Source organism: Knoellia sp. B-D-2, from assembly GCF_057714695.1.
Window position 1 is genome coordinate 2238230 of sequence record NZ_CM173189.1, and the last position, 15798, is coordinate 2254027.

At 70.0% G+C, this 15798-nt stretch carries 18 protein-coding genes and 1 pseudogene; 9 read left to right on the forward strand and 10 right to left on the reverse strand.

The window, feature by feature from the left end; all coding sequences use genetic code 11:
* Positions 1-8 precede the first annotated feature (8 nt).
* From AC3EU2_RS10680 to AC3EU2_RS10705, 6 genes are all read right to left on the reverse strand, one after another.
* Positions 9-641 carry a DUF2231 domain-containing protein gene (locus AC3EU2_RS10680; RefSeq protein ID WP_488176278.1) on the reverse strand — a complete coding sequence of 211 codons (633 nt, stop codon included), beginning with the start codon at positions 639-641 and terminating at the stop codon, positions 9-11.
* Positions 625-1122 (reverse strand): hemerythrin domain-containing protein, encoded by a 498-nt coding sequence (locus AC3EU2_RS10685; protein ID WP_035934695.1) that lies wholly within the window; start codon positions 1120-1122, stop codon positions 625-627. The genes AC3EU2_RS10680 and AC3EU2_RS10685 overlap by 17 nt, the downstream gene beginning before the upstream one ends.
* A gap of 187 nt (positions 1123-1309) precedes the next feature.
* Positions 1310-1927: a DUF3618 domain-containing protein gene (locus tag AC3EU2_RS10690; protein ID WP_488176279.1), complete on the reverse strand. Its 618-nt coding sequence runs from the start codon at positions 1925-1927 to the stop codon at positions 1310-1312.
* Positions 1924-2346, reverse strand: coding sequence for a phage holin family protein (locus AC3EU2_RS10695; protein ID WP_488176280.1), 423 nt, complete (start codon positions 2344-2346; stop codon positions 1924-1926). The genes AC3EU2_RS10690 and AC3EU2_RS10695 overlap by 4 nt, the downstream gene beginning before the upstream one ends.
* The gene (locus AC3EU2_RS10700; RefSeq protein WP_488176281.1) at positions 2343-3059 is read right to left on the reverse strand and encodes a hypothetical protein; all 717 of its coding nucleotides are present in this window, start codon (positions 3057-3059) and stop codon (positions 2343-2345) included. The genes AC3EU2_RS10695 and AC3EU2_RS10700 overlap by 4 nt, the downstream gene beginning before the upstream one ends.
* 176 nt (positions 3060-3235) lie before the next feature.
* On the reverse strand, positions 3236-3703 hold the full coding sequence (locus AC3EU2_RS10705; protein WP_488176282.1) for a MarR family winged helix-turn-helix transcriptional regulator: 468 nt from the start codon (positions 3701-3703) through the stop codon (positions 3236-3238).
* A gap of 75 nt (positions 3704-3778) precedes the next feature.
* Here AC3EU2_RS10705 and AC3EU2_RS10710 point away from each other — a divergent pair, with 75 nt between their 5' ends.
* The 3 genes from AC3EU2_RS10710 to AC3EU2_RS10720 all read left to right on the forward strand — a co-directional run bounded on the left by AC3EU2_RS10710 (position 3779) and on the right by AC3EU2_RS10720 (position 5713).
* Positions 3779-3979, forward strand: coding sequence for a hypothetical protein (locus AC3EU2_RS10710; RefSeq protein ID WP_488176283.1), 201 nt, complete (start codon positions 3779-3781; stop codon positions 3977-3979).
* Positions 3980-3991: 12 nt separating this feature from the next.
* Complete coding sequence (locus tag AC3EU2_RS10715; RefSeq protein WP_488176284.1) at positions 3992-5026, forward strand: zinc-dependent alcohol dehydrogenase family protein; 1035 nt, start codon at positions 3992-3994, stop codon at positions 5024-5026.
* A 120-nt stretch (positions 5027-5146) separates the two neighbouring features.
* Positions 5147-5713, forward strand: a complete 567-nt coding sequence (locus tag AC3EU2_RS10720; protein ID WP_488176285.1) for a dihydrofolate reductase family protein — start codon at positions 5147-5149, stop codon at positions 5711-5713.
* A 64-nt stretch (positions 5714-5777) separates the two neighbouring features.
* On the opposite strand, the gene AC3EU2_RS10725 is transcribed toward AC3EU2_RS10720, so the two are convergent.
* Positions 5778-6365, reverse strand: a complete 588-nt coding sequence (locus AC3EU2_RS10725) for a GNAT family protein (protein ID WP_488176286.1) — start codon at positions 6363-6365, stop codon at positions 5778-5780.
* A 173-nt stretch (positions 6366-6538) separates the two neighbouring features.
* Here AC3EU2_RS10725 and AC3EU2_RS10730 point away from each other — a divergent pair, with 173 nt between their 5' ends.
* Both AC3EU2_RS10730 and AC3EU2_RS10735 read left to right on the forward strand, forming a co-directional pair.
* The gene (locus AC3EU2_RS10730) at positions 6539-7135 is read left to right on the forward strand and encodes an alpha/beta fold hydrolase (RefSeq protein WP_488176287.1); all 597 of its coding nucleotides are present in this window, start codon (positions 6539-6541) and stop codon (positions 7133-7135) included.
* 58 nt (positions 7136-7193) lie between these two features.
* Positions 7194-8362, forward strand: a pseudogene (locus AC3EU2_RS10735) (IS3 family transposase).
* A gap of 114 nt (positions 8363-8476) precedes the next feature.
* Here the strand turns inward: AC3EU2_RS10735 and AC3EU2_RS10740 are convergent.
* The 3 genes from AC3EU2_RS10740 to AC3EU2_RS10750 all read right to left on the reverse strand — a co-directional run bounded on the left by AC3EU2_RS10740 (position 8477) and on the right by AC3EU2_RS10750 (position 9816).
* On the reverse strand, positions 8477-8692 hold the full coding sequence (locus AC3EU2_RS10740; protein WP_488176288.1) for a hypothetical protein: 216 nt from the start codon (positions 8690-8692) through the stop codon (positions 8477-8479).
* Positions 8693-8849: 157 nt separating this feature from the next.
* Positions 8850-9020 carry a hypothetical protein gene (locus tag AC3EU2_RS10745; RefSeq protein WP_488176289.1) on the reverse strand — a complete coding sequence of 57 codons (171 nt, stop codon included), beginning with the start codon at positions 9018-9020 and terminating at the stop codon, positions 8850-8852.
* Between the two features lie 115 nt (positions 9021-9135).
* Positions 9136-9816 carry a LuxR C-terminal-related transcriptional regulator gene (locus tag AC3EU2_RS10750; protein ID WP_488176290.1) on the reverse strand — a complete coding sequence of 227 codons (681 nt, stop codon included), beginning with the start codon at positions 9814-9816 and terminating at the stop codon, positions 9136-9138.
* 406 nt (positions 9817-10222) lie between these two features.
* On the opposite strand from AC3EU2_RS10750, the gene AC3EU2_RS10755 reads away from it, so the two are divergent.
* The 4 genes from AC3EU2_RS10755 (at position 10223) to AC3EU2_RS10770 (ending at position 15788) form a co-directional block, all read left to right on the forward strand.
* Complete coding sequence (locus AC3EU2_RS10755; RefSeq protein ID WP_488176291.1) at positions 10223-10651, forward strand: hypothetical protein; 429 nt, start codon at positions 10223-10225, stop codon at positions 10649-10651.
* A complete protein-coding gene (locus AC3EU2_RS10760) occupies positions 10648-11256 on the forward strand; it encodes a Pvc16 family protein (RefSeq protein ID WP_488176292.1) in 609 nt (202 codons plus the stop codon). The genes AC3EU2_RS10755 and AC3EU2_RS10760 overlap by 4 nt, the downstream gene beginning before the upstream one ends.
* Positions 11257-11357: 101 nt before the next feature.
* Positions 11358-12398, forward strand: coding sequence for a hypothetical protein (locus tag AC3EU2_RS10765; protein WP_488176293.1), 1041 nt, complete (start codon positions 11358-11360; stop codon positions 12396-12398).
* Between the two features lie 24 nt (positions 12399-12422).
* On the forward strand, positions 12423-15788 hold the full coding sequence (locus tag AC3EU2_RS10770; protein WP_488176294.1) for a phage tail sheath C-terminal domain-containing protein: 3366 nt from the start codon (positions 12423-12425) through the stop codon (positions 15786-15788).
* Positions 15789-15798 lie beyond the last annotated feature (10 nt).

Genomic DNA, 15798 nt, shown 5'->3' on the forward strand with positions numbered 1-15798 from the left:
CCGAGACGTCACGAGCCGGCGACGGTGCTGCCCAGCTCGTCCCGGACCCGGTCGGAGACGTACGCCGGATCCCTGCTGCCGACCTTGCGAGCCGTCGTGAGGTGTCCGCCGAGGTAGCCCGAGGCGCCGGCGACCGCCGCACCGGCCAGAGCCGTCGCGACGCCGAGACCGTGTCGCCGGCGGCCGCGGGCGACGTAGGAGGTGAGGTACAGCGACGTCGCCACGACGTTGAGGGCACCGTGGAGCGCACCGACGCGCTGCGCCTCGCGTCCGGTGCGCGCCCACTCGGCGAGGCCGGTGAGGGCGGTGGGCCCGACGGCGACGAGACCGGCTCCGACCAGCCGCCGACTGGCGTCCTGGTCCGACGGGCGGCGACCGAGGTCGAGGATCGACGCGGCGGTCCAGCACCCGAGCGGCACGTCGGTGAGCACCGGGTGCAGGGCGTGCCCGACGAGGCCGGAGCGCAGCAGCTCACTGCCCGACCAGCGGTCGAGGGGTCGAGCGAGCATCCCGTAGAAACGTCGCAGGCCGTCGAGCGCCGCCGCCTGTTCGAGGCGCTGGGTCGCCGTCACGAGGGGCGGCGTCGTCCGGGGCCTCGTCGCGACCGGCCCGGGGAGCGCTGGCTCAGGCGAGGACGGCATCGACGGTCTTCTTGAGGGCGCTCGGCTGCTCCGGGCGGCGCGGAGCGCGCTTCTTGGCCTCGGCGAGCTCGGCGCCGATCTCGCGGAGCTGGGTGCGGGACAGGCCCTCGCGGACCTTCGGGAACCAGTCCTGCTCCTCCTCCTCGATGTGGTGCGTGACGTTCTCGATGAGGACGGTGGTCTTGGCCTCGAAGCGCTCGTCCTTCGGCGACATCGGGACGAGCTCCATGACGAGAACGTCGGCGACGTGGTGCTCCTCGTAGGACTCGAGCACGTCGTCCTCGAGGTCGGGCAGCAGGGCACGCACCCGCGGGTACATGACCTCGTTCTCGATGTACGTGTGCACCGTGAGGAGCTCGATGATCTGCTCGACCAGCCTGCCCTTGCGAGCGTCGGTGGTCGTCGACTTCTGGAACTCGCGGAAGAGGGCGCGAACCTCCTTGTGGTCGGCTTTGAGCATGACGATGGCGTCCTGCGACATGGGCGGTCTCCTCGGGGATCACGGGGCGGCCGGGCGCGATGGCACCCGACCGGATGTGGAGTCACTACCCCGGAACGCGACCGCGGAAACACCGGGAAGGTCGGGGCCGCCCGGGGCCACGCGGGCGACCCCTCCGTCCGGTCACTCCCGGACGGAGGGGTCGTCGGGGGCAGGGCCTCCCGTCCGCTCAGGCGGTCGGGGACGAGGGGGTGTTGCGTCCGTTGTCGCTGCCGCTCCTCGCGGCCGTCTCCTTGACGTCCTGTGCGGCGGAGGCGCCTTCGCCGCGGACGTTCTCGACGCCCTCCTGGGCGGTGCCCTTGACCGACTCGACGGCCTCCTGCGCGGGCTCCTTGAGGTGGTCGGCGACGTCCTTGGCCATCGACGTGGCCTCGTCGACGAGTGGCTGCGCCTGCTCCTTGGCCGCCGACGCGAGCTCGCGCTCCTTGTCGGAGGCCGGCAGGAGCGAGCCGATGAGCCACCCGGCGGCGAGGGCCACGGCACCCGCGGCGAGCGGGTTGCCACGGGCCTGGCGGCGAGCCAGTTCGGGGGCGGAGGTGACGGCGTCTGCCGCTCCGTGGACCGCGTCGGAACCCGTGCTCGTGACGGTGCCGGCCGTGTCCTGGGCGGTGCCCATGACGGTCTCCTTGAGTCGGCTGGCGCGACCCGTCGCCCGTGCGGCGGTGCGCTTGGCGACGGCGCTGGGGGTCACGCTCTCCGCGAGGACGTCGACGTCCTCGCTGAGCCGGCCGCGGGTGCGGTCGATCTCCCGGCGGATGGCTTCGGGGTCCTGGTTGGTCGTGGTCATGATGTCTCGCGTCCTCTCAGTGCATCGGGAATGTCCTTGGCGGTGTCCACGGTCCGGGGGGCGACCGGGGTGGCTCGCTGCATGCGCTTCCTGCCCTGCAGGGCCAGCACGGTGGCGACGAGAGCCCAGAGCACGCCGACGACGAGCGCCGACCACCCCAGGCTGTCCAGCAGGTCTCCCAGCGCCCACCACAGGGCGAGGGACAGGAAGATCAGGGCGAGGAGCCCTGCGACTCCTGCGCCGGCGAGCATGCCGCCGGCGGCCTTGGCGTGGTCGCCGGTCTCCTTGAGCTCGGCCTTGGCGAGGGCGACCTCCTGCCGGAGCAGGGTCGACAGGTCGCTGGTGACGTCGCCCAGCAGCTCGCCCACCGAGCGCAGGGACGCATCAGGGAGGTCCGGACGCGTCTGCGGCTCGGTCATCGCCCACCCCCGCCGAGCTCATCGGCGGCGGTCAGGCGGCCCTCGGGGTCGATCGGGCTCGGGGTCCCGTCCGGCGCGACAGGCTGGGTGGTGCGGTGCAGCTCGGGGATCTGACCGGTGGTTGCCGTCGTGATCGGGGCGACGGGCACGGTCCCCGCGTCCTCGGTGAACAGCGGTGCCGGCGCACCTGCGGCGGCGGGGGTCCATGCCGTGGTGGGAGTGGAGGATGAAGTGTCGTCCCTGGCCTCGTCGACGAGGCCACGGCTCAGTCGCCCGGCGATGACGCCGAGCCCTGCCGCGGCCGCGAGGAACGCCATGGGGCGGCGGCGAGCGAACCCGCGAGCCTCCTCGAGCAGGCTCCCCGGGTCGCGCCGGTCCAGCCAGGTGGCCGCGTCGCTCGCCCTGCGGGCCACGTCCTCGACGAGTCCCTTGGCCATGCCGTCGTCGCCGGTGCCCTGCGCCATCGACTGCAGCTGGTCGGAGAGCTCGCGCAGACCGCTGGCGGCCCGCGTCTGCTGGGCCGCGGCCTGGTCGGTGACGTCGCTGCGTGCCTGGCCCAGGAGCTGGCGAGCCTGCTCCGCGGCCTCACGCGTGGTCCTCTTCGCCTCGTCGCCGGCTGTCGAAGCCACGTTCTGAGCCGCCTGCTTGGTGTCGTGGCCCACCGTCTGGGCCCGCTCCGCGGGGCTCTGCGGGGTGCTGGTCTGGTTGTCCATCTGTGCCCCTCCTCTCGGTGCCGTCGTCGATCGACGGTCGAGGGCGGCCTACCCGGTGCCCGTCCACAGCAAACCCGTGACCTGCGGCAACTTCCACGTATGCCGTGGAGAGCGGGACCACGCGAGCCGACAGGACGGCATACGGGCGGGTCGGATCGTCGCGCAGGGCGCAACGGTCAGGTCCTGCGGCGGGTCGCCTCGATGAGGACGCTCAGGCGGTCGCGGATGGCCTCGAGGTCGCCGAAGTCCATGCCGAGCCGGTCGATGACCGCGGGCGGCACCTTGAGAGCCTTCGACCTGAGCCGGCGCCCGGCGGAGGTGAGCGAGACCGCGAGGGCTCGCTCGTCCCGGGTGTCCCGACCGCGGGTCAGCAGGCCGGCCGTTTCGAGCCGCTTGAGGAGCGGGGACAGCGTGGCCGGCTCGAGGCTGAGGCGGTCCGCGATCTCGGAGACCCGTAGTGGCGACTCCTCCCACAGGGCCAGCATCACCAGGTACTGGGGGTGGGTGAGCCCCATGGGCTCCAGCAGCGGGCGGTAGAGGCCGATGACGTTGCGGGAGGCGACGGCCAGGGCGAAACAGACCTGACGGTCGAGGGCGAGGAGGTCAACCTCGACCGTGGGTCGAGGTGCGCGCGTGCGGGGCATCGTCGTCCGTCCTGGCGATGTCGGGTTATGATTAGTGGGCTAACTGTTACCGCACTCACTATAGAGGATGTCGTCATGGCCAAGGCCGACCGCGAGGGCCTGTCGTTGGGCTACCGGATCATGTACCGGATCAAGTACGCCGGCCTGCACGTCTTCGGCCCGGCCCAGCTGGGTCCCGGCTCCGACCCGCAGGCGCGGCTCAAGCGCCGCCGTGAGGCCAAGGTCGCCGCAGCCCGTGCGGCACGGCTCGAGCGCGAGGCGCTGCACCACCCCTGACACCATGGGGCGGTGCGCGCCATGGTCGTTGATGCCGTCAGAGCCCGACCCGAGGTCCGGGAGGTGCCCGATCCCACCCCTCCCGCGGGAGGAGTCGTGGTGCGCGTCATGGCCACGGGGATGTGCCGCAGCGACTGGCACGCCTGGGCCGGGCACGACGACATCGCCTTCCCGCACGTCCCCGGCCACGAGCTCGCCGGCGTCGTGGTCGCGGTCGACAGCGCCGTGACGACGTGGCGGGTGGGGGACCGCGTCACCACGCCGTTCGTCTCCGGCTGCGGGACCTGCGAGTGGTGCGCGACCGGTCAGGCGCAGGTGTGCCCTCTCCAGGAACAGCCGGGCTTCACCCACTGGGGGTCGTTCGCCGAGTACGTCGCCCTGCACTCCGCCGACACCAACCTCGTCGCCGTCCCGCCGCAGGTCGAGTTCGCGACCGCGGCGAGCCTCGGGTGCCGTTTTTCGACGGCCTACCGCGCCTTGGTCGACCGGGCGCGGGTGGCCGAGGGGGAGTGGGTGACCGTCGTCGGCGCGGGGGGCCTGGGGCTGAGCGCCGTGATGATCGCCAAGGCGCTCGGCGCCAAGGTCGTCGCCGTGGACCGGAACGCCGAGGCGCTCGCGGTCGCCTCCGGCCTTGGCGCCGACCACGTGCTGCTCACCGGCACCGACGTCCCGGCCGCGGTCACCGAGCTCACCGGTGGGGGCAGCCACGTGGCCGTCGACGCCGTGGGGAGCGAGCAGACCTGTGCCGACGCGATCCTCAGCCTCCGGCGGCGAGGTCGGCACATCCAGGTCGGTCTCCTGCCGCCGGTCGGTGGACACCCCCGGGTGTCGATGGCGCGGGTCATCGGCTGGGAGCTCGATCTGCTCGGGAGCCACGGCATGGCGGCCGTCGACTACCCCGGGATGCTCGGCCTCATCGACCAGGGCCGGCTCCAGCCGCAGCGGCTCGTCGAGCGGACGATCGGGCTGGACGAGGCGGCCGCGCTGCTGCCCGTCTTCGACTCGGCCACCGTGGCGGGCATGACCATGGTCGACCCTTCCCGCTGACCCTCGGGCGGTCGGTGACCTCAACCCACACTCCGGGGGCGTGACGAGGCGTACTCGCTGTTGTTGACTGTGTCTGTGTGACGTCGCACGCTGTTGCCCACGGACCGAGCGGAGGTCTCCATGGGCAAGTTGATCTACGCGGCCAACATTTCGCTCGACGGTTTCCTCGAGGACGAGACGGGCTCGTTCGACTGGTCCGTGCCGGACGAGGCCCTGCACGCGTTCTGGAACGAGCACGAGCGGCACATCGGCACGTCGCTCTACGGGCGACGCATGTACGACGCGATGCGCGTGTGGGAGAGCGACGACTGGCTGACGGACGAGCCACCGGTGGTCCGCGAGTACGCCGGGGTCTGGCGTGACGCGGACAAGGTCGTCTACTCCACCACACTGACCGCCGTGTCGACGGCGCGCACGAGGATCGAGCGGCGGTTCGAGCCCGAGGCGGTGCGAGCGCTCAAGGAGGCCGCCGGCTCGGACCTGAGCATCGGTGGCGCGGGGATCGCGGCCGAGGCCTTCCGGCACGGCCTGGTCGACGAGTGCGTGCTGCTGCTGTGCCCGGTCCTCGTCGGCGGCGGCAAGCCGGCGCTGCCTCGAGGCGTACGCCTCGACCTCGAGCTGCTGGACCACGGACGTCTCGGCAACGGTGTGGTCCACGTCCGGTACGCGGTCCGACAGCCCACCTGACGCGTGCTCCGGACGAACGGCGTGACAGGGTCTTTCGTTCGGAGGCTGTGACCGGCGATACGCCTCAGCGACGCGGGCTCGGGGCCACGGTGCGCACCATGACGCAGTTGCCCAGACCCTTGGGGCGGTCGTAGGTGAAGCCCTCGCGCTCGTACATCGTGCGGGTGCCGTTGTAGAGGAACGACGAGTTCTTCTTGCGTACCCCGGCGGTGTCGTGCGGGTAGCCCTCCACCACGCCGCCGCCCGCCTGCGCAATCAGGTCCACGGCTCCGCGCAGGGCGACCGAAGCCAAGCCTCTGCCACGGTGGGCCTTCTCGACCTGGATGCAGGTGATCCGGTAGTCGGGCAGTCGCTCGGCGGTGGCGAGGTACTCCGTGCGGTGGTGGATGCCGGGCAGCTCCTCGGGTGTGCCGTATTCCGCCCAGGCGATGGCCAGATCGCCGTCGTAGACCAACGCTGCGTGCGCGATCCCCTCTTCCACGCGGCGCCTCTTGAACGCCCGGTTGTCCTCGGCGGTGCCGTCCGGTTCGCGGTCATCGGGATGGAACCACGTGCACCAGCAGTTCGCGAACATGCCCTTGCTGCGCTCGACGAGGGCGGCGAAGTCGTCGAAGGTCTCCGATGTGAGCGGCTTGATCGTGACGTCGGACATGTGGGCAACCTAGACCCGATCGAAGGGTGGTCGTCCATGGCTCCGGCCTTCTCACGGCCGCCGCGTACGCGGTCTCGTCGCCCTGGCTCACCCACGTGCTGGCTGCACGCTCGAACGAGTGCTTTCCTGTTCTCTGAGACCTCGCATCGCGAACCTGAACGGGGAGTACCGCCATGGCTGTTGAACCCCTCGCTCACGTCGACACTGGCGGGGAACTGCCCGCCGTCGTGCTGGTCCACGGGATGACCTTCTCGAAGGCGACGTGGGACCCGATCGTTGACCGGCTCAGGGACCGGTTCCGTTGTCTGTGCGTGGACCTTCCCGGGCACGGCGAATCCACCGGGTCAGGTGCTGACCCGATGGTCGTGGTCGAGCGGATCCATGCCACGGTGGTCGAGAACGGAGTGATCAAGCCCGTGGTGGTCGGTCACTTCTCCGGGGCGCTCCACGCGACAGGCTACGGATTCGCCCATGCCAGCGCAGGGGTGGTGAATGTGGACCAGTCGCTGCGCGTGGGACCGTTCGCTGGCTTCCTGCAGACTTTGGCACCGGCGCTCAGGGGTCCAGACTTCGGCACGACCTTTGAACCTTTTGCGGTCAGCATCGGTGTCGGGGGGCTGCCCGAGCCTGAGCGGGCGCGGGTCCTCACCACCCAACGCATTGATCAGCACGTCGTGCTGGACCACTGGTTCAAGCCCCTCACCGAAAGCCCAGCCGTCCTGCAAGCTGAGATCGACGCGATGCTCGACGGGATCAAGGGGGACTGCTGAAGGTTTGGTTGACACCTGATCTGTGGGGACGAGAGATCCCCGATGGAAGGATGTCGACATGCCAGCTGCTCACCCGAAAGAGTTTCGTGATGACGTCGTCGCGGTCGCGCGCCGAGGCGATGCGTCGATCGCGCAAGTGGCCAAGGACTTCGGAATCTCCGAGTCCTGCCTTCGGAATTGGCTCCACCGCGCGGACGTCGAGGACGGCCACCGTCCCGGCGTGACCCGAGCCGAGTCCGAGGAAGTCAGGGACCTGCGTCGGCGCAACCGGCTGCTGGAGCAGGAGAACGAGGTCCTGCGTCGGGCCGCGGCGTACCTCTCCCAGGCGAACCTGAGGCTGGGTCAGTCCCCAAAATGACGTTCCCGCTGGTCCTGGACCTTGCCGCCGACGGTGTCCCCGTCGCGGTGACCTGCGGGCTGCTCGGGTTCTCCCGGCAGGCCTTCTACGCGTGGAAGGCACACCCGGTCAGTGAGCGGGACCTGGTCGACGCGTACGCCACCCATGCCGCGCTCGAGGTCCACGCCGACGACCCGGGGTTCGGGTACCGGTTCATCGCCGACGAGCTCACCGACGCCGGCCACACCGTATCCGAGCGGCGGGTGTGGCGCCTGTGCTCGCAGGCGGGGATCGTGTCCGCGCACTCCCGCAAGCGGGGCCGGGCCAAGAAACCCGGGCCGCCGGTGCACGACGACCTCGTCGAACGCGACTTCACCGCACCCGCACCGAACCGGTTGTGGCTGACCGACATCACCGAGCACCCCACCGCCGAAGGGAAGCTGTACCTGTGCGCGGTCAAGGACGTCTGGTCCCGCCGCATCGTCGGGTACTCGATCGACTCGCGGATGACTTCGCACCTGGCTGTCGACGCCCTCGAGATGGCGATCGCTCGACGCGGCCCGGACCAGGTCACCGGATGCGTGGTCCACGCGGACCGAGGCAGCCAGTTCCGCTCACGACCCTACGTCGCCGCGTTGCACCGCCACGGCCTGCTCGGGTCGATGGGACGCGTCGCCTCCTCGGCCGACAACGCCGCGATGGAGTCCTTCTTCGCCCTGCTCCAGAAGAACGTCCTCAACGCCCGCCGCTGGGACACCCGCGACCAGCTCCGGCTGGCCATCGTCAGCTGGACCGAACGGACCTACCACCGCCGGCGGCGGCAACGCGCCCTCGGCAAACTCACCCCGATCGAGTTTGAGACCATCAACCGTGCCGCGCACGCGGCCTGAAACACCACACCGGAAGTGACAACCAGATCGTCAGCAGTCCCGCCCGCGCGTACTCACGTCGGTAACCCCGTTACCGGGGCCGCACGGCCGTTCGAACTCACGCTTGCCGCCACGTCACGTCCCGCCAGACAGCGAACCCCAACAGTCAACGACCTCCGGCACGCCGCTGGCGCCGCTGAGTACGAGTGCTCGACCGGTGAGCGTCGCCAGCGCGGAGATCGTTGTTGAGTCCAGCTCATCGGCACTGCCATAAGCCGCAGTCTCGAACTGGCCCGGTGTGAAGATGCCGTCGGTGAGTGCCTGTTCGATCGTCGTCGGGTAGATCCTCACGACGTTGGGGTACGTTCGGACGGGCATGTTGAGCATCGGCTGGCTCGGGTTGATGCCGGCGTACCGTTCAGGTGTGGTCAGGCCCTGTCCAACACGCGACCCGCGCTGCAACCGACATCAAGGACCGAGGTCGGGTAGTCGCTCGTGAACGGCGCGATCAACTCCCTGAGGGCTTGAACTTCGTTGTCGGTGATTGGGTGGCGCTGGTCATAGCGGGTGGGGCGATCTCGTCGTAAGGGGTACGGGTGCCGCAGGCCGTTGAGGGTGCGTTCTGAACCCCGTAGAGCCGCTCGGGGGTCGTCTGGTTGATCAGGCTGTTGTCGTCCATGTCCATGTCCATGGCCCACCACTTCAGTCGTCCGTCGGGGCGGGCTGGCGGCGGTGAAAGGAGGCCCATCGAACTGTGCGTCGAACTCGGGCCTCCTGTCGGCGCGTATGACAAGTCAATTGTCGTGCGACTCCGGCGAGCCGCAGCCGATGATGGCGATCGGGACGTCGACGGACATTCCTTGGTCGGCCGCCGCGGCCTGTCGACGGGTAGCAACTCCGTACTTGCCGAGCACGTTGTGGACGTGGTTCTTGACAGTGCTCAGCTGAATGTCGAGAGCTCCCGCGATCTGCTTGTTGCTCATGCCGGTCTCGAGTAGGTCGAGAACCTCGCGTTCCCGGGTCGTGAGCGGGACGGGGCCGAGGACGATTCGTCGTGTTGTGGCCTGATGGGCGATATGATTGATTAGACGGGCGGTCACCGTGCCCGAGCAGGACACCTCTCCCCGCAACGCCGCACGCAGGGCTTCGACTAACTCCGCTAGTGTCGCGTCACGGGGCACGTAGCCCGCCACTCCCGCTTGGGCGCAGGCCACCACGTCTGGTCCGTCCTCGGCAACGCCGAGGGCCACGACCTTGAGACCTCGTCGCGCCGCCAGGAGAGCGGCCACCAAGGCCGTGCTGTCGCGCAGCGTCATGTCAAGCAGCGCCACATCGCACTCGGTGCGCCGAGCGGCCATCACCGCTGCAGCACCCGACCCCGCCGTCGCCGGGACTGCGATATCAGGGACCCGTCGCAACGCCTCAGCCACTCCGTCGCGATACAGCCGGATGTCGGCAACGACGAGAACCCGCATGGAGATCACCTCCCTCACCTACCAGGCGCCCAACGACAGGGCCGGTGGAGACGAGGGCTGGGTTGCCGGCAAATGCTGCCTCTAGCCCCCAAGGGCAAACCGTATCAACCCGTGGCATCGCACGCAATGCCGTCAGCAGAGGCACCGGTGGGTCGAATTGCGCCACGAAAGCGCTCCTCGCCGAGCGTTCCTGACGGGATCCAGACCATTGCTCATTCGAGGGCGTAGACCTTCCCGCACAAGACGCGGTCCACACCCCGCCCAACGGCGTCTTCTGGCCGGGTCCGGCACGCGCCGGATCTGGTCCGGGGGTCCCAACCAGAGCCCCGAGATCCATGGTCAAGCGGGTCAAGCGGGTGCCTACTGGACTTCACTAGCCATCCACGCGGGCAAGGGGATCACGCGAGTGAACAACGAGGTTGTTGCGCCGAAGCAAAACCAATCGGGATCGGACCGGCCGATTTCGGTGGTGCTCGTGGGGTGTACCGGACTATTGGGTGACATCCTTGAACGCGCGGTGACCGCAGCGCCCCAGATCGAGGTGCTGACGTCGATCGACTCGGTTGCCGATCTCGATCTCGACCGGATCGATGCGGTCGACGTGTTGCTCTGGAACGACGCAGACGAGGACACCCTCGGCGCTTGGCTACATCGCCGTGCCACCGCAAACTCCCCAAGGGTCCTCGGAACGACCGGTGACGGGCGGAGGGCCTCCCTGTGGGAACTGGCCCCCCGACGCACCGAGCTCGGTGCCCTGTCGCCCGACGAAGTAGTGAGCACGATTGCCCGCGCGTTCGGAAGGACGCTTGGCACCGCCCAGGGGAAGTCCCCGTGAGCACAGCCATCAAGGCGGCCAGCCGCACAATCGCCGATCTGCTCCAGCGCGAGTTCGAAGCCGATCCTGACCTCGGCCTGTTCTTCTCCGGGGTCGGGGCTATGCGCGTCTACCTAGACTCCCCCGCCGAGATGTCCGGCGCGCAGGCGGGTCTGTCTGTCTGGCTCTACAGGATCGCTCGCGACGATGTCACGTTGAACCGGCCTCCCGAACGCATCACCCCGGCAACCGTGTTGTCTTCGCCGTTCCCAGCGCGGCTCCACTACCTGGTGTGTCCCGTGGTCGAGGTCCAGGGCATCGACGGACCGGAGACCGAGCAGGTCATCCTGTGCAAAGCCCTCCAGGTCCTGCACGACCACCCGCGGCTCTCGGGAGTTGACCTGTCGGCCGACTTCGTCCGCCGGGACGTGGAGATCGGTGTGCGCTTCGAGACGCTCAGCATCGAGGAGCTAGCCCGGATCTGGGATGCCCTCGAGACGTCGTATCGCACGTCGGTGTCCTACGAGGTGACGGTGGTCGACATCCGGGCCGCCGTGCCCGACACGGTCGGCCCACCTGTCCTGGTTCCACTGCACCAGGAGCACCTGATCGTGGGTGGCCCATGACCCGGTCGACCGTGACCGTCGCGGGTCGGGCCTACGCGGTCGCCGAACCCGACCCTCGACCCGTAGGGCGAATCTTCCAGTCCGTTGTGATCGCTCGGCTGGTGGACGCGCTGACCGGCGGCCCGGTCACGGCCCGGACGCGGATCGGGACGGAGACCGCGGGGCTGCGCGGCCGAGCCACCCGCGACGGCTTCGTGGGTCTCGTCGGCACGCCGACCACGGCCCTCCCGGCTCTGGACACGCAGTCGTACGATCTGATCCTGCACGTGGACGCTGCCGGCTTCGCCGCGCGCACCGAGCGGGTGACCCTGTCTGCCCAGCCGCTGTTCCCGGGCACCTTCACCCCGGTGGACCTGGGCGTGCTCGAACTGCACCGCGCCCCGGTCAGAGTGGAGGTGCGCACATTCCGCTACCTTACGGATCCGCTGCCTGTTCCGGTGTCCGGTGCGATCGTGGAGATGACCGGCCACTGGGCGCGGGTCGCCGACCTCGACGCGCTACCGGACTCCACGACGCTCCAAGCCGTGGCCCCACGCCTGGCGACCTCACACCCGTCGGGCTCGGGTGTCGACGTCCCCGTGCTCGCTGCGTCGGTCGAGCCGGCCCGGCTCCTCGTGGGTCCCGCATGGGCCGGGCAGGCTCGTCTGCCCGTCAGCCGGGCTGGCGGGATGGTTGCTGGAAACCTGGCCGGGCTCGACCTTGCGAGCCTCGACGTGGCCGAGCGGATCGAAGTGGTCACTGTCGACGCCGCCGCCGATCCCGACTCTCCGGCCGAGCTCGTCCTGCGCTTCCCGCTGCAGCACGACCACCCGGACCGCACCGCCGTCGTCCGGCTCATCCCGCCGGTCCCGTCGGGCGTCGGCGTACTGACCCGTGCGGCCCTCGCGGGCGACCGGACGCTCCACACGAGCACGGGGCTGGTCAACGGCGGTGTCCTCCGCGTCAGCGGCGGAGTCGCCCCGGAGTACGTCGTGCCCCGTCGCTACCGCGTCCTGTCCGACGCAGCCGGTGTCGCGCGGCTGCCGGCACTCACTGGACTCGCGGCCATCCAGGTCGCCGCCTCGGCCGGCGCACTCCAGGGCGGTGCACCCATCTCGCTCGTCAGCGATCAGCGCCCAGAAGTCGACCTGACGCTCGAGTGAGCGTCACGAACCACGGAGGAGCAGATGCCCGAATACCTCGCACCCGGTGTGTACGTCGAAGAGGTCGACACCGGCGCCAAGCCCATCGAGGGCGTGAGCACGAGCACGACCGGCATGGTCGGCGTCACCGAGCGCGGACCGGCGAACGTGCCGGTGCTGGTCACCAGCACGGGTGAGTTCTCTCGATGGTTCGGTGGTCTCCTGAGCGACGACCCCTTCGGCACCCATCGGTACCTTCCGCACGCCGTCGAGGGATTCTTCACCAACGGCGGCAAGCGGCTCTTTGCTGTGCGCGTCCTCGACCCGGCCGCCACCCGCGCCGTGGGTTCGCTGTACGACCGCGGCGACGCAACCAGCACCGCCAGCACCCTCCTTCGGGCGGCCGGTGAGGGCACCGGCTCGGGCACCGCTCCCCCGCCGATCGTCATCCTCCCGGTCAACGGGCTCGCGGGCGGTGACGAGGTACGGATCGGCGACGGGAGCCGTGCGGAGTACCGGTCCGCGGCGGCCGCACCGGTGCCCGAAACCGTCATGGTGCCGGTCGACCTGCCCCTGGCCAGGTCCCACGGCGCACCTGAGAACGTCGACCAGTTCGTCCGGGCCACCGCGGAGGCGTACACGGTCGCTGATGACAACGACGTGGAGCCGGGCGACACGTCCGTCGTGGTCCGCGGAGCCCACGCCGACATCGCCACGTTGCTCGCCGACACGCTCAGCGGACCCGGGAACGCCGTTCTCGAGTTGGGTGCCGCCGGCGTTGCGGAGTACCGCGTCAGCCGTCAGGTCAGCCAGGTGACGGTCTTCGACGCAACCGACTCCACGGCCCGGGTCCGGCTCGACGCTCCCCTCACCGCGGCGTACGCCGCCGGCGACGATGTCACGCGCGTCGACCTTTCCGGGGCGGTGATCCAGACCGCCGCGGTCGAGAGCGGGGTCGCCGGCGAGGCGATGCTCTGGGTCGACGACCGGCAGGGCAACCTCGACGACCGCGCCGACCTCGTGGTGATCGGAGCCGACGAGCAACTCGAGGTGCGGCGGATCGGCACTCTCGGCGAGCTGGCCGGAACCCCGGCCCCCGTGGACGGACTGGAAGCCGGCAGCCGCGTAGAGCGGGTGACCTTCCCCGACCTGACCCTGGCCGCGAACGCGGCCGCCAACGACGCCTTCATCGTGCTCGGTGCCGGAGAGGCAATAGGCCTGGCGGCCGGGCAGACGCTGACCCTGGATCCGGCCGGTGCAGCCGACGAGGTCGCCGTCGTCGCCACCCGGGCGGACGGCGCGACCGTGGACGTAACGCCCCTTCCCTCCGCGGTCGCGAGCGGCTCAGCAGTCGTGCCGGTGGCCAAGGAGACCACCGCCGACGCCCCGGCGGGCTCACGGCTTCTCAACCTGGACAACCGGCTCGGTGTCGCAGAGGGCACGACCCTCCGCCTCGGCGCGGCACCGACCGCGCAGATCGTGACGGTCGTCTCCGTCCCGGGGAGCACCGGCATCGCGCCGGACGCGGGCAGCGTCGTCGTGTTCCCGGCCCTGGCCGCCACGGTGTCCGACGGCACCCAGCTTGCCCTGCTCACGAACTCCGTCCGGGACGCCGCTGCGCAAGCGACGACACTGGTGCTCCCGGCCGCGCCCGGGGCGGACGGGCTCGTCGTCAGCGACGCCACAGGGCTGGCGGCCGCCGACGAGCTCCGGATCACCTCGCCAGGCGGTGACGTCAGCTACCTGACCCTCAGCCAGGCCGCCGCGGCCGTGGTGCCCGAAATGCTCACAGTCACCAACGCCCTGACTCGCGCTCACCCGGTGGGCTCGGGGATGGTCACCCGGGATCCCCTGCTCACGATCCAGGCGCTCGACGCCGGCGGGTGGGGCAACCGGCTGCGCATCAGCGTCACTGACGACGCCGTCGGCCTGGTCGCGAGCACCACGCTGGCCGCGATCGTGGACCCCACCACCGTCCGGCTCGCCTCTCGCTCAGGTGTGGAGCCGGGCACCGTCCTGGAGATCCGCGACCCGCTCACCGCGACCGTGATCGGCACGCCGGTCAAGGTCCGTGCGGTGGACCGGACCGCCAACAACATCTCGTTGGCAGCACCCGGCCTCAGCGTTCCGCAACGGGTCGTGGGCAACGCGGTCCGGTCGCGGGAGTTCTCGATCGAAGTGCTCCTGCGGCGGCAACCCGATCCGGCCACGCCGTCCCGGGACGGGCAGATCATCGACAGCGAGAAGTTCCAGAACCTGTCGATGGACCCCCGGCACAGCCGCTACGTGGAGAAGGTGATCGGCGCCGCCGTCGGCACCCTCCGCAAGTGGGACCGCCGGACCGAGGGTGCCTCTCTCTACATCCGGGTGACCGACCTGGCCGCGAGCCCGGCCGCCGCCGAGCAGGTGCGGCTGGGCCCCGAGCCCCTCCTCGACCAGCTCCCCGACGGGCGCTGGGTGCCCGCGCGACACCGGCTCGAGGAGATCCTCGGCGACGACGCGATCAGCCTGCTGAACGGTGCCAGCTACCTCGGCACGGACAACGCCGACCCCGAGCTGCGTACCGGGCTGCAGTCCCTGCGCAACATCGAGGACGTCAGCCTGGTCGCCATCCCCGGCCAGTTCGGTGCGCAGGTCCAGCAGGGGTTGATCGATCACTGCGAGCTGATGCGCTACCGGTTCGCCGTCCTCGACTCCCGCAACGAGCCGGCCGACACCATTGTCGACGTCCAGGACCAGCGGCAGCAGTACGACACCAAGTACGCCGCCCTGTACTACCCGTGGCTCTCGGTGCCCGACCCCTTCCCCGACAACCCGGCCGACATCCGCGACTACCCGCTGCCGCCGTCGGGCCACGTCCTCGGCATCTACGCCCGCACCGACGTCGACCGCGGCGTCCACAAGGCGCCGGCCAACGAGGTCGTCCGCGGCATCACCGGACTGCGCCGCAGCATCAACAAGGAGCAGCAGGACCTCCTCAACCCGTCACCGGTCAACGTGAACGTGATCCGCGACTTCCGCGACAACAATCGCGGCATCCGGGTCTATGGCGGTCGCGTGATCACCTCCGACCCTGATTGGAAGTACGTCAACGTGCGGCGGCTGCTGATCTTCTTCGAGGCCTCCATCGAGCGTGGCCTCCAGTGGGTGGTGTTCGAGCCGAACTCCGAGGCGCTGTGGGCCCGGGTCCAACGCACGATCACCAACTTCCTGACCGTCGCGTGGCGCAACGGCGCCCTCGAGGGCACCAGCCCGGAGGAGGCGTTCTTCGTGCGGTGCGACCGCACCACGATGACCCAGACCGACATCGACAACGGTCGGCTGATCATCCAGGTCGGCGTCGCGCCGGTGAAGCCCGCCGAGTTCGTGATCGTCCGGATAGGGCTGTGGACCGCCCGGGCCGACAACTAGCCACCAGCGA

What these genes read in the sequence shown, in the direction of transcription:
- AC3EU2_RS10680 (WP_488176278.1), bottom strand. Translation starts at nt 641, where the DNA reads ATGCCGTCCTCGCCTGAGCCAGCGCTCCCCGGGCCGGTCGCGACGAGG.
- AC3EU2_RS10685 (WP_035934695.1), bottom strand. Translation starts at nt 1,122, where the DNA reads ATGTCGCAGGACGCCATCGTCATGCTCAAAGCCGACCACAAGGAGGTT.
- AC3EU2_RS10690 (WP_488176279.1), bottom strand. Translation starts at nt 1,927, where the DNA reads ATGACCACGACCAACCAGGACCCCGAAGCCATCCGCCGGGAGATCGAC.
- AC3EU2_RS10695 (WP_488176280.1), bottom strand. Translation starts at nt 2,346, where the DNA reads ATGACCGAGCCGCAGACGCGTCCGGACCTCCCTGATGCGTCCCTGCGC.
- AC3EU2_RS10700 (WP_488176281.1), bottom strand. Translation starts at nt 3,059, where the DNA reads ATGGACAACCAGACCAGCACCCCGCAGAGCCCCGCGGAGCGGGCCCAG.
- AC3EU2_RS10705 (WP_488176282.1), bottom strand. Translation starts at nt 3,703, where the DNA reads ATGCCCCGCACGCGCGCACCTCGACCCACGGTCGAGGTTGACCTCCTC.
- AC3EU2_RS10710 (WP_488176283.1), top strand. Translation starts at nt 3,779, where the DNA reads ATGGCCAAGGCCGACCGCGAGGGCCTGTCGTTGGGCTACCGGATCATG.
- AC3EU2_RS10720 (WP_488176285.1), top strand. Translation starts at nt 5,147, where the DNA reads ATGGGCAAGTTGATCTACGCGGCCAACATTTCGCTCGACGGTTTCCTC.
- AC3EU2_RS10725 (WP_488176286.1), bottom strand. Translation starts at nt 6,365, where the DNA reads ATGTCCGACGTCACGATCAAGCCGCTCACATCGGAGACCTTCGACGAC.
- AC3EU2_RS10730 (WP_488176287.1), top strand. Translation starts at nt 6,539, where the DNA reads ATGGCTGTTGAACCCCTCGCTCACGTCGACACTGGCGGGGAACTGCCC.
- AC3EU2_RS10745 (WP_488176289.1), bottom strand. Translation starts at nt 9,020, where the DNA reads ATGGACGACAACAGCCTGATCAACCAGACGACCCCCGAGCGGCTCTAC.
- AC3EU2_RS10750 (WP_488176290.1), bottom strand. Translation starts at nt 9,816, where the DNA reads ATGCGGGTTCTCGTCGTTGCCGACATCCGGCTGTATCGCGACGGAGTG.
- AC3EU2_RS10770 (WP_488176294.1), top strand. Translation starts at nt 12,423, where the DNA reads ATGCCCGAATACCTCGCACCCGGTGTGTACGTCGAAGAGGTCGACACC.